Origin of the sequence: Streptomyces sp. NPDC051776 (assembly GCF_040681345.1) — a bacterium.
Taxonomy (GTDB): domain Bacteria; phylum Actinomycetota; class Actinomycetes; order Streptomycetales; family Streptomycetaceae; genus Streptomyces.
The window spans coordinates 26,671-38,779 of sequence record NZ_JBFAYQ010000039.1 but is presented as its reverse complement, the minus strand read 5'-3'; the positions used below and the strand labels follow the sequence as shown (position 1 = coordinate 38,779).

Here is a 12,109-nt window from a genome sequence, read left to right as displayed (position 1 = left end):
CCCGCGGCGGACTCCAAGCACACCGCTCCGCACGGAACCGCCACGTGGCTGGTGGGAACGTGAGCGCCGGTCGTCCCCCAGCCCCCGCAGTCCCGCGTCCGGGCCGCCTGGGGCCGTGGCTTCGATGCTGGGCTCCCCGCCCCAGTGCCGGAATCCGGCTCATCTGCCTGCCGCACGCCGGGGGCAGCGCCGGCTTCTACCGACCCTGGGCCTCCCTCATGCCCCCGCAGGTCGAACTGCTCGCGCTGCAATACCCCGGGCGGGAGGAGCGCTACAGCGAGCCCATGATCGACCGGATGGAGACTCTGGTGACGGCCGCGACCGACGCACTGGAGCCGATACTCGACCGCCCGTACGCCCTGTTCGGCCACAGTATGGGCTCAGCCGTCGCCTGGGAACTCGCCGGCAATCTACGAGCCCTGGGCCTGCCCGCCCCCAAGCGGCTCCTTGTCTCGGGGCGTGCGGCACCCGGCGCGGCCCCGGCCGGAGCCCTCCACCGCGGTGACGACGATGCCCTCTGCACCGAGCTGCGACGGCTCGGCGGCACCCACCAGGAGGTCCTCTCCGATCCGGAGCTGCGGGACGCGGTCCTCGGCTGCGTCCGCAACGACTACCGGCTGATCGAGACCCATCGCCCGAGAGCCCGTCCCCAACTGGACTCCCCCATTGCGGTGTTCACCGGAGACGCCGACACCGAATTCGACACCCGGTCATTCCCCGACCGCACCGGCGGGTGGTCAGCGCTGACCACATCGCGGACCAGGGTCCACACCTTTTCGGGCGACCACTTCTATCTGGTTCCCCAGCGAGACCGGGTGGTGGCCGCGGTGCTCCGGGCGCTGGACCCCTCGCTCGCGGCCGGGCCGTGGCCCAGCACCCCGTGAGCGCCCCGCTTCCCTCCCGGCCCGCCGTGCCGCTGGCGCTGCCCTAGCTCGCACGGAGCACTGAACCCCCAGGAACCACCCCGTGATCGACTACTACGCCCCCTCAGCCGAGTTCTACGACATGGTCGCCGTACGACACACCGCGAGCAGCGGTCCACCCCTCGCCCGGGTGCTGACCGGCCTGGACACCTCCCACGGCCCGGTTCTGGAGATCGGTGCGGGTACCGGCCGCATCACCGAGGTGATCGCCGCCACGCTCCCCGATGCCGAGATCCTCGCCGCCGAGCCGTCGCCCACCATGCGTGCCGTGCTCACCGCCCGGATCGCCAAGGAGGCCGACCTGCGCCGCCGGACCACCGTTCTGGACGGCGCCGCACAGGACCTGAAGCTCCCCGACCGCCTGTCAGCTGTGGTCGTCTTCGGCGTGGCCGGTCACCTCGACCAGCCTGAACGTACCGCCCTGTGGCGGCGTCTGGCGCGACGGCTGCCTGCCGGCGGACCCATTGTCGTGGAGCTGATGGGCGTCTCGGCTCCGCGCGCTATTCCGCCGGTGATGTCCCTGCGCGAAACCATCGGCCGCCAGACCTACGAGTGGTGGATCGGCGGTGAACCCGCCGGCGGCGACGCCATGCGCTTCACCACCACCTGGCGCGTGCTGCGCGAAGGCCGCACCGTCCGCGAGGTCGAGGACAGCTACGACTGGCACACCTTCGACGTCGCCCAGCTTGGCCGCGAGTCCGGCATGACCAGCCGCAGGATCACCGAGGCCGGCGGCCACGCCATCCCCGAGATCGGAGTCCTCATCGCATGACCCACCAGGCACCGGAGTCCATCACCGTGCACCGGGTTGAACTCGCAGGCGCTGAGAGCCCGGAGCAGTCCCCCCCGGCGGGGAGCGACAAGCGCGGAAACGTTTCCGGCCGACCGGCCGACCCCTCTGCCGGTTCCCCCCGCGCGAGCACCGGCGGCACAGCACCCCCTCCCCTGCGCCGCATCCTGCAACGCGTCCGTCGTCCGCTTGCCCTGGCCGTCGGCCTCCAAGCGGTCGCCACGGTATGCGGCATCGTCCCCCTCATCGCCGTGGCCGAGATCGCCGCGCGCCTCACCGGCGACGCCGCGCCGAGCGACGACCGCGTGCGGCCGCTGGTCGTCCTTGCCAGCCTCGGCGCCCTCGTATCGCTGGCCTGCGGATATGCCGCGGGAGTGGTCGCTCACCTCGCCGACAACCGGATGCAACTCGCGCTGCGCCGCGAACTGGCAGAGCAGGCCGGCAGGTTGCCCCTCGGTCGCATCACGGCCAACGGCTCCAGCCGGATCAAGAGTGCCGTGAAAGAGGACGTACGTGCCCTGCACGCACTGGTCGCGCATACCGTCCCGGACGTCACGACGCTGGTCACCGCTCCGGTGCTCGCCCTGACCTACCTCTTCGCCGCCGACTGGCGTATGGCGCTGGTCAGCGTGGGCCCCCTCCTCCTCGGAGGGTTCCTGTTCGGCCGGGCGATGTCCGGGGCCATGACCCAGATGCAGGAGTACGGATCGGCCCTGAGCCGCATTTCCTCGGCAGCCGTGGAGTTCGCCTGCGGTATCACCGTCGTGAAGGCCTTCGGCCGTGAGCGGAGCGCTCACGCGCGCTTTCTCGCATCCGCCGAGGCGTTCTCCGGATTCTTCCGCCGATGGGTGCGCACCACGCTGGCCACCTCCACCGCTGCGCTCCTGGTCGTGTCGCCGGTCGCGGTGGTGGTGCTGCTGGTCGTCGTGGGGGCGGCCCTGGTCGGCAGTGGAAGCATGCCCGCTGCCGACCTGGTCCCGTTCGTCCTGCTCGGGCCGGTGGTCAGTACTCCCATGGGGGTCGTCGGCACCCGCATCCAGCAAATCCAGGCCGGGCACGCAGCAGCAGCGCGTATCTGCGCCCTGCTCGACGCTCCCGTCCTGGCTGAGCCGACCGCCCCCGCCACACCGGACGGTGCCCGGATATCCATGCGCGGGGTGTCCTTCTCCTACGACGGGCGCACGGACGCCCTCACCGGCATCGACCTCGATCTCGAGCCGGGCACCGTCACGGCCCTCGTAGGGCCCTCCGGGTCCGGGAAATCCACCCTGGCCGCCCTGCTGCCGCGCTTCCACGACGTGACGGCGGGCAGCGTGAGTGTGGGCGGAGCCGATGTGCGGGACATCCGGGCCGCGGACCTCTACCGCCGGGTCGGCTTCGTCCTCCAGGACGTGCGGCTTCTGCGGGCCACCGTCGCCGACAACATCCGCCTCGGGCGCCCGGAGGCGACCGACGAGGACGTAGTGCGGGCAGCACGGTCCGCACGCATCCACGACCGGATCGCGACCCTGCCCCAGGGTTACGACACGGTCATCGGTGTTGACGCGCAACTGTCCGCGGGAGAAGGCCAACGCCTGTCCATCGCCCGGGCGCTGCTCGCCGACACCCCCGTCCTCGTTCTGGACGAGGCGACGGCATTTGCCGACCCGCATTCCGAGGCACAGCTCCAGGACGCGCTGTCGGCCCTCACTTCCGGGCGCACCATGCTTGTCATCGCGCACCGGTTGGCGAGCATTCGCTCCGCCGACCTCATCGCCGTCCTGGAGCACGGGCGGATCGTCGAGCGAGGCCGCCATGAGGAACTCCTTGCGGCCAAGGGCCGCTACGCACGGATGTGGCAGTCCCAGCAAACCGTGACGCAGGCGGCCGCTGTTCCGCCACCGGCCGAAGGGCTGCCTGGTGCGGATTCATCCGAAGACCACCGGGAGGACACGACCCGATGATCCGCCACCTTCTCGGTGCTCTTGGACCCGAGGGTTCAAGGCCACTGAAGCGCCTGCTCGCCCTGATGACCTGTGCGGCCGTCCTGCAGGGCGTCGCCTTCGCCCTCGTCGTGCCCGTGCTGCGTACGCTCCTGGGGGACGGCCCCGACCCGGTGTGGCCGTGGCTGACAGCCCTGATCGCGTGCTCGCTCGGCTACGCCGCATTCCAGGCGGCCGTGCTGAGCATGGGCTTCACCGTCGGTTCCGACATCTCGCGGGTGTTGCACCAGCGCTTGGCGGACCGGGCACTCGCTCTGCCGACCGGCTGGTTCACCGCCGGCAGGGCCTCCGAACTGGGCCGTCTGACCAGCCAGAACGTCATCCAGGTGATGAACGTGCCCGCGCATCTGCTCCGGCCACTGACCAGTTCCCTGGTCGCGCCCGCCACGATGCTCGTCACCAGCTTCTTCCTCGAGCCCCGGATCGGGTTGGTACTCCTGGCCTGCGCGCCCGTTCTGCTGTCCGTGCACGTGTGGAGCACCGCGATGGTGAACCGCCTCGACCGCAAGCGCGACGGAGCGATGAGCGAATCCGCCGACCGGGTACTGGAGTTCGCGCAGAATCAGCCCGTGCTGCGGGCCTTCGGCCGCACCGTCGACGGCTACACCGCTCTCGACCAGGCCCTGTTCACCGAGTCCCGAGCCGACCGCGAACTGATCGTGCGCGGTATCCCGGGCCTGGTGTCCTTCGCCTTCGCCACCCGGATGCTTCTGGTTCTGGTCCTGTTCCTCGGGACCTCATGGGCTCTGGACGGTTCGCTCGCCGTCCCCACACTGATCGCCCTGCTGGTGCTCACCGGCCGCCTGGTCGACAGCCTCTCCACCGCCGCAGAGCTGGGCGCCGGCCTCCGGGTTGCCCGCAATAGCCTCGAGCGGCTGAACGCGGTACTCGACGAACGGCCTTTCCCACAGCCGACGACGCCCCGACGGCCGACCCGCACCGACGTGCAGTTCGACCGGGTGAGCTTCGCCTACCAGGACGCCACCGCCGTCTCCAATGCCGTCATGGCACTGCACGGCGTGACCTTCCGGATGCCCGAAACCGGTCTGACCGCGCTGGTGGGCCCCTCCGGTTCGGGCAAGACCACCGTTGCCCGGCTGATCGCCCGCTTCTGGGACACGACCCAGGGAACGGTCCGCATCGGCGGCGTCGACGTCCGGGACGTTGCGGGCGACGACCTGGTCGCCATGGTCTCGGTCGTCCCCCAGGACGTCTATCTCTTCGAGGGCACCATCGAAGAGAACGTCCGGGTCGGCGCACCGGAGGCGTCCGCCGCCCAGCTGCGGCGCGCAGCCGAACTGGCCGGACTCGACACGCTCGTGGATGAGCTTCCCGACGGCTGGGCGACGCCTGTCGGCGAAGGCGGGACCGCGCTCTCCGGTGGCCAGCGCCAGCGCGTGGCCATTGCCCGCGCCCTGCTGAAGGACGCGCCGATCCTCATCCTCGACGAGGCCACCGCCGCGCTCGACCCCGAGAACGAGGCCGTACTGCAGACGACCGTCGCCGGCCTGGCCCGCGAGAAGTCGCTCCTCGTGATCGCCCACCGCTTGCAGACCGTCCTGACCGCCGATCAGATCCTCGTGCTGGAACAGGGCCGGATCACCGAACGCGGTACGCACGACCAACTCCTCCCCGCCGGCGGCACCTACACGGCGTTCTGGCAGCAGCGCACCAGCGCAGAGGGCTGGCGCCTGGCGGCAGCCCCATGAACGACCCGGCGGCGACGCCCCCGACGAAACGGCCCGCCCGGCGGCAGGCACAGAAGGAACGAACACCATGACGATCAGCACGCTTCCCAAGGCTTCGCTGAAGTGGGCCCGAGCCGTACCGGCGTTCAGTGAGCACACCATGCTCGAAGCTCCCGCGGACCCTGCCGCCGCGGCGGTCCACCTGGCGGCGGCCATTCCGGGCGAAGAGCATGCGGTCTACGAGCGCGAGGGCACCTGGCACTTCGCCGCGGGAACGGCGGCCACGGTGACCGTGAGCCCGCGCCAGGCCACCTGCCGGGCCGCCGGCGGAATCTGGACACTGCCTACGCACGGCAGGCCCGTCGACCGGGTCGCCGAGGCCCTCGCGGCGCTCGGACACGAGGCGGGCGAGAGCCGGCGCGTGTACGGGTGGGCAGCCTTCGAACTGGCCCATGTCCTGCACACCACCCTTCGCCAGACCGCGGATGAAGAGCCGCTCATTCATCTGCTGGTGCCCCGCGTGGACGTCGCCCTCACCCCAGGAAGGGCGCAAGTCCAGGCGGTGGACGGCTCCTGGACGGCCATGATCGCCGACGCACTCACCGCCATGCCGGACACCGCCGCCGCTCCGGCACCGCGCCCGCTTCCCGGAGCCGAGGACATCATCGCGTCCGGTCGTATCGCGTACCGCCGAGCCGTCGCGAGGACGATCGAGGACATCGGTGCGGGGAAGATCAGCAAAGCCGTTGTGTCCAGGGCCGTGCCGTTGCCCGACGGATCACAGACCGATCTTGGCGCTTCCTACTACGCCGGACGGCAGGCGAACAACCCGGCTCGATCCTTTCTCTTCGACCTGGGCGGCTGGCAGGCAGCGGGATTCAGCCCGGAAACCGTCGTCGAAGTCGACGAGGACGGGCGTGTCGTCACCCAGCCCCTCGCGGGAACGAGAGCCCTGGGCCAGGACGCCGACGAGAATCGCCGACTGCGTGCGGAACTCCTCGAAGACTCCAAGGAAGTGCACGAACACGCCATCTCCGTACGGCTGGCCTGCGAGGAACTCTCGACCGTCTGCCGACCGGGCTCCGTCGCGGTCGATGAATTCATGACGATCAAAGAACGGGGCTCCGTCCAGCACCTCGCGTCACGCGTCGTTGGCCGACTGGGCGACGAGCACGGCCCCTGGTCGGCGTTCGCGACCCTTTTCCCCGCCATCACCGCCACCGGAGCCCCCAAAGCAGCGGCGCTGTCGGCCCTCGCCCGCCACGAACCGGGAACTCGCGGCCTCTACGGTGGCGCGGTCTTCACTGCAGACGTCCGCGGCAGCCTGGACGCGGCTCTGGTACTGCGCTCCATTCTGCGGCGCCACGGCCGCACGTGGCTCCGCGCCGGAGCAGGTGTCATGGGCAGTTCCGACCCGGACCGCGAGTACGAGGAGACCTGCGAGAAACTGCGCAGCGTCGCACCTCATCTCCGTCAGATACCAGGTCAGCAGAAGCATTCGACGCAATCGTGACCAGTGCGGGACATGGCCGGCCGGTGCGGGCCGACGATTGGTGGTCAGCGTGATCAGCCGTCCGATCCGGCACGGGCCCCCCTGGCGGGCGTTGCGAAGCCTCGCGCGGGGAGGCCGGTGGGAGGTGAGGGCACTCCGGCCCGGCAGGACGATGAGCACCCGCCGGTCCTTCTCCGACCGTACCGACCAGGACCCTGCCTCGAGGGCGGCCCCAGCGGGGCAGGGCGTCGGTGCCTCCGGGCTGTACGCGCGCGGGAAGACGCAGGGTGTTGGCGCGCGTCAGTCCTTGCGGCAAGCTTCCAGAGCCCTGGCCGTGATCTCCCAGGGGGGAAGCCCCGAAGCACGGGCGGCGGAGAGCACGTCGTCGTGCTCCGGCTTGGCACCGTAGGGCCCGCGCTTGACGCGTACCGGATACCCCCCGACGTCCACGATCTCGGTGGTACGAGGGAGTGCCGTGCGGGTGACCGTGCTGGTGCGGATCCCGAGTGTTCCGCTCTCCGCGAAGAGCTTCTCCTGGAGGCGATGGGCGTCCTCCGGCTTGCACAGCACATGAACGACATGGGCGGGTCGGCCCTTCTTCATCACAGCCACGGAAGTCCAGGCATCCAGCGCTCCCTCGTCCAGGAGCTGCGAGATCAGCCGACCGAGCAACTCCCCTGTAACGTCATCGAGGTTGGTCTCCATCAGAGTCAACTCTCGCGTGCCGTCAGGACGTCCGTTCGTTCCCAGTACGGCCTGAAGGACGTTCGACCGCCCCGGGAAGGTCATGCCGCCCGCGCCGTAGCCGGTTCGCTCGATGCGCATCGACGGCATCGGGCCGTACTGGACGCCGATAGCACCCAGCATCGCTGCTCCGGTCGGGGTCACAGTCTCGGCAGAGACATCGATGCCGCGTGTCTGCGCCCCCGCCAGCAGAGCGAGGGTCATCGGGGTCGGTACGGACAGAATCCCCTGGCGGGTGTCCACCTGGCCGGAGCCCACGCCCACGGGTCCGCAGTGCACCTGGGTGATGCCGAGAGAATGGAGTGCCGCGGCCGTCCCCACAATGTCCACTACCGTGTCCATCTGGCCGATTTCGAAGAGTTCGACGTCTTCCGGGCTCCGATTGTCGATGGTGCCCTTGGCTTCGGTGATCGCCTCGAGAGTGCGCGTCGCCAGAGTGGCGACAGGTTCGGAGGAGACGTTGCCCACCAACCGCATGATGTCGACAGCGCGGCGTGCGTCCACACCGGGGTCGTCCACGGTCACCAGTGCGCGCAGGGCACTCCCTACGCGCTCGGTCTCCAGGTGCCAGCCAGTGAGTCCGGTCGAGGAGATCGCCGCCCGGACCGTGTCGATCGGTGCCCCGAGATCGAGGAGTGCACCGAGCAGCATGTCCCCGGACAGCCCCGTGGTCGGATTGAGCCAAAGAATCATTACCGTGCTCCTGCTGTGTGGACCATTCGGTGGGCGGCCATGGCGGCTGAGAACCCGGAGTCGATGTTCACCACGGTCAGGCCGGCGGCGCACGATGTGAGCATGGCCAGCAGGGCCGTGACACCCTCGAGCGCAGCGCCATAGCCGGTCGAGGTCGGTACTGCGATCACGGGGCACGCCACGAGTCCGCCGACGGCACTCGCCAGAGCGCCCTCCATGCCGGCGATGACAATGACGGCGTCCGCGGCCCGCAACTCGTCGGCGACGGCCAGCAGCCGGTGGATGCCCGCGACGCCGACATCGCGTTGGGTGACGACGCGCATCCCGATGGCTCGGGCGACTTCCGTGGCCTCGGCCGCGACGGGACCGTCCGCGGTACCCGCCGTGACCACCGCGGTGGTGAACCTCGTCCGCGGTGCCGGACGCCAGACCAGCAGACGGGCATCGGCATGGTGACGTCCGCCCGGCACCTGCTCGATGACCGCGTCGGCCACAGATGTCTCGACGCGGGTCACGAGGACCGGACCTGTATTGCGCTCCAGCAACCGGGCGACGATGGCGACGATCTCATCGACGCGCTTGCCCGGTCCGTAGACGATCTCCGGTAGGCCTTGCCGTGCCTCGCGGTCGGTGTCGACGCGTGCGAAGCCGAGGTCGGCGTAGCCGGGCGAGGCGTTGGAATTGGCGCTCGGGCGCGGTCGAATCCCGGAGGGCGGACCGTCCTGGGAGATGAGGCCGGACACGGGTGCACCTTTCGGAAGGGGACGGTGAGCCACCGGCAAACAGCCGTGACGCGTGAGGGGACTTCAGGCAGAGGCGGGGGCCGATGCGGGCATACCGAGGAGGACATTCATACGGCCGCTGCTGAAACCGGCGAGGTCGAGGGCACAGAAAGCGAAGCCGGCACCGCGGACCGCGGAGTCGACCCGTTCGCGAAGGGCGGCTGCCCGCTCGATGTCACGCGCCGGCACCTCCAGCCGGGCCACGATCCCCTGGCCATGTGAACGCACCCGGCACTCGGTGAAGCCCATGTCCTTCAGGGCGACTTCTGCCCTCTCGATGCGGCCGAGCACCTCCTCGGTGACCGTGTCCCCGTACGCCACGCGAGACGCGAGACAGGCCGCCGCGGGCTTGTCGGCCGCTTCCAGGCCCAGAGAGCGTGCCATCCGCCGTACGGATGCCTTGTCGAGCCCGACCTCCACGAGCGGGGCGATGGCAGCCCAGTCCTTGGCGGCCCGCAACCCCGGCCGGTGGTCGCCGAGGTCCTCGATATTGGTTCCCAAGGCCACGGCTGCCCCGAGCAGATCGGCGAGAGGGGCGATCGCCTGGAAGAGCGCGTCCTTGCAGTGGTAGCACCGGTCCGCCCCGTTGGCCCGGTACTCGGGACGTTCCTGTTCGTCCGTGCACAGTTCGAGATGGCGCAGCCCGTGACGGCGGGCGAAGGAGCGCGCGAACTCCCGCTCGGCAGCGGGGAGGCTGGCGGAGACCGCGGTCACGGCGACGGCCCGGTCGCCGAGGACGTCGCCGGCTACAGCGGCCAAGAGGCAGGAGTCAACACCCCCCGAGAAAGCAACGATCAGGCGTTCCTCTTCCGCCAATCGCCGTCTCAGCCGTTCGAGCATGTCGTCGGCCGACGCGTCCGTGCCCACAATATCCGCCTCAATGAGTCATGTTCGGTTTCGAGGTGGCCTCACGATAGGGCGCGGAAACGTGAGAGGGCGGGGAACACGCGAAAGGAGACCCGACTCAGCCGTGCGCCTTCGCCCGTCCACCCGAAAAGGCCAAACGGGGACCCACGGTGGAGCAATGACGCTCCGGAACTCACGCGGTTCGCGCGTCGCGGCCGATTCTCCGACGGTCAACTCGCGCGATTCTCCGCTGGTGCGCTCGGGGAGTTTCGGGCATGGATACTCTCCCGCGGCGACTCGCCTCTGATGATTTCCGCAACACATGGACCGCCCCCAGGTCAAGGGCCCGAACACGAAGAAGACCGGGACCACCCGGCGTAGGTCGTCAACTCCTGTCCACGCTCACGGGCAACATACACATCTGTATTCGCCGTTCGTGGCCACAGGGAGCAGACGGTGTGTGCCGCCTTGGAGCGTCAAGCCGAGGTTTTCCGATCGGTGTCCGTCCCCGCGGGCTGCGTTCTCCGCGGAAGGAGCGGTACGGCCGCGGCCGCCAGGAACAACACCCCGCCTGCCACGTAGTAGGCGGCTGAGACGGCAGTCGTCGTTGCCTGCTTCAGAGCGGGCAGCAACTCCGCCGGGATTCCTGCCGGCGCCGCCGTTCCCTGCTCGGACGCGGCCACCGCCTTGCCGATCGACCGTTCCACCCGATCGTACTGGGACGTGGGAATGCCCGCGTATCCATCCAGCGCCTGCCTGAGCCTCGCGCTCTGCTGCTGGGCCACGACGGCGCCCAGAACCGCCACACCCAGCGCTGCGCTCACCTCCCTGCACGTCTGGATCACCCCCGCTGACGCGGCGCGGACTTCGTTCGGGACACCGTTCATGCCCGTGGTCCAGGCCGGCGCCACGGCCAGCGCGATGCCGGTGCCGAGCGCGCAGTAGGACGGCACCAGCGTGGCCACGCTCTGCTCGTGAAGCACCGAAGCGGCCCACAGCAGAGCTGCGGTGCACAGGCCCATTCCGATGCCCAAGGGCACCCGCGGGCCGAGACGGTCGTAGAGCCAGCCCCCCAGAGGTGCGCACAGGACCGTGGGCAGCGTGAGGGGAAGGATCCAGAGGCTGGCCTCCAGGGCGGTCTTACCAAGGACGTCCTGCAGCCAGATCACACCGAACACCGAGAACCCGACGAACGCGAAGCGTGCAGCGGAGACGACACCCGTACCCACGGAGAATTCCTTGAGCCGGAACAGTTCGAAGCGGAGCACGGGGTCCGGCCGTCGATGTTCACGTACGAACAGAAGGACGAGGAGGGCCGCACCGACGAGCATCAGTGAGAGGACGGCCGGGGAGAACCAGCCCCAGTACCGTGCCTGCATGAGGGCCAGGACCACGCCCACCAGCCCCGCGAACAGCAGGGGCGCACTCGCCCAGTCCACTCGTTCCGAACGTCGTGGCACCGAAGCGACCAAGCGGCGTGTCAGGATCACGGCGGCAATGCCCAGGGGAGGGTTGATGAAGAAGATCGCGCGCCAGGAGAACGCTGTGGTGATCGCTCCGCCGATGAGCGGTGCCAGACTGTAGAAAGCCGTGGACGCACTCGCCGAAAAGCCCAGCGCGCGGCCGCGTTGCTTCTGCCCGAACTCCTCCACCATGATCGCGTAGCACGCCGGGCGCAGGATCGCGCCCCCCACGCCCTGCGCCGCACGAGCGATGATCAGCCACGGTTCCGTTTGCGCGAGTCCGGCGGCAATCGAGGCGACGACGAACAGGATCGTGCCGAAGTGGAACGTGCGCGGATGACCGAACACGTCCCCCGCGCGCCCACCGATCGCGCCGGCCCCGGCGAAGCCCAGAAGGTAGGCGGTAACGATCCACTGGACGCCGGTCGCCGAACTGTCCAGACTGCGCTGAATGCTGGGAAGGGCCACCAGAACCACCAAGGCATCGATGGCGATCATCGACGAGGCCCCGGTCATCACGGCCAGTACCGCCCACCGACGCCGCCGCTGCGAATGCGGCCGATCCATGCGCCTCCCTTCCCCAGCCTTCTGCGACCCGCGCGACACGTCCGGGGACCGTGGGCGCCGGGCTGAGCGCGCCGACGTAACGAGCGGCCTATCAGGCGCGGCTGCCCGGTTCCAGGTTCGGCGCTCCGCGATCGGACCG

General features: G+C 69.7%; 9 protein-coding genes. 5 read left to right on the top strand and 4 right to left on the bottom strand.

Features of this window, described 5'->3' with window-relative positions; translation table 11 throughout:
- Window positions 1-44 precede the first annotated feature (44 nt).
- From AB0M26_RS24875 to AB0M26_RS24855, 5 genes are all read left to right on the top strand, one after another.
- Window positions 45-884 (top strand): alpha/beta fold hydrolase, encoded by an 840-nt coding sequence (locus AB0M26_RS24875; protein ID WP_365264039.1) that lies wholly within the window; start codon window positions 45-47, stop codon window positions 882-884.
- Window positions 885-966: 82 nt separating this feature from the next.
- Window positions 967-1,695 (top strand): class I SAM-dependent methyltransferase, encoded by a 729-nt coding sequence (locus tag AB0M26_RS24870; RefSeq protein WP_365264038.1) that lies wholly within the window; start codon window positions 967-969, stop codon window positions 1,693-1,695.
- Window positions 1,692-3,656, top strand: coding sequence for an ABC transporter ATP-binding protein (locus AB0M26_RS24865; protein WP_365264037.1), 1,965 nt, complete (start codon window positions 1,692-1,694; stop codon window positions 3,654-3,656). Before AB0M26_RS24870 ends, AB0M26_RS24865 begins: the two co-directional genes overlap by 4 nt.
- A complete protein-coding gene (locus tag AB0M26_RS24860; RefSeq protein WP_365264036.1) occupies window positions 3,653-5,404 on the top strand; it encodes an ABC transporter ATP-binding protein in 1,752 nt (583 codons plus the stop codon). Before AB0M26_RS24865 ends, AB0M26_RS24860 begins: the two co-directional genes overlap by 4 nt.
- A 67-nt stretch (window positions 5,405-5,471) precedes the next feature.
- Window positions 5,472-6,896: a salicylate synthase gene (locus tag AB0M26_RS24855; protein ID WP_365264035.1), complete on the top strand. Its 1,425-nt coding sequence runs from the start codon at window positions 5,472-5,474 to the stop codon at window positions 6,894-6,896.
- A 279-nt stretch (window positions 6,897-7,175) separates the two neighbouring features.
- On the opposite strand, the gene AB0M26_RS24850 is transcribed toward AB0M26_RS24855, so the two are convergent.
- From AB0M26_RS24850 to AB0M26_RS24835, 4 genes are all read right to left on the bottom strand, one after another.
- Entirely contained in the window at window positions 7,176-8,312 is a 1,137-nt protein-coding gene (locus tag AB0M26_RS24850; RefSeq protein WP_365264034.1) for a LarC family nickel insertion protein, read from the bottom strand.
- Complete coding sequence (gene larB, locus AB0M26_RS24845; protein ID WP_365264033.1) at window positions 8,312-9,055, bottom strand: nickel pincer cofactor biosynthesis protein LarB; 744 nt, start codon at window positions 9,053-9,055, stop codon at window positions 8,312-8,314. The genes AB0M26_RS24850 and larB overlap by 1 nt, the downstream gene beginning before the upstream one ends.
- 63 nt (window positions 9,056-9,118) lie before the next feature.
- Complete coding sequence (larE, locus tag AB0M26_RS24840; RefSeq protein WP_365264052.1) at window positions 9,119-9,934, bottom strand: ATP-dependent sacrificial sulfur transferase LarE; 816 nt, start codon at window positions 9,932-9,934, stop codon at window positions 9,119-9,121.
- Window positions 9,935-10,416: 482 nt separating this feature from the next.
- The gene (locus tag AB0M26_RS24835) at window positions 10,417-11,970 is read right to left on the bottom strand and encodes an MFS transporter (RefSeq protein ID WP_365264032.1); all 1,554 of its coding nucleotides are present in this window, start codon (window positions 11,968-11,970) and stop codon (window positions 10,417-10,419) included.
- Window positions 11,971-12,109 lie beyond the last annotated feature (139 nt).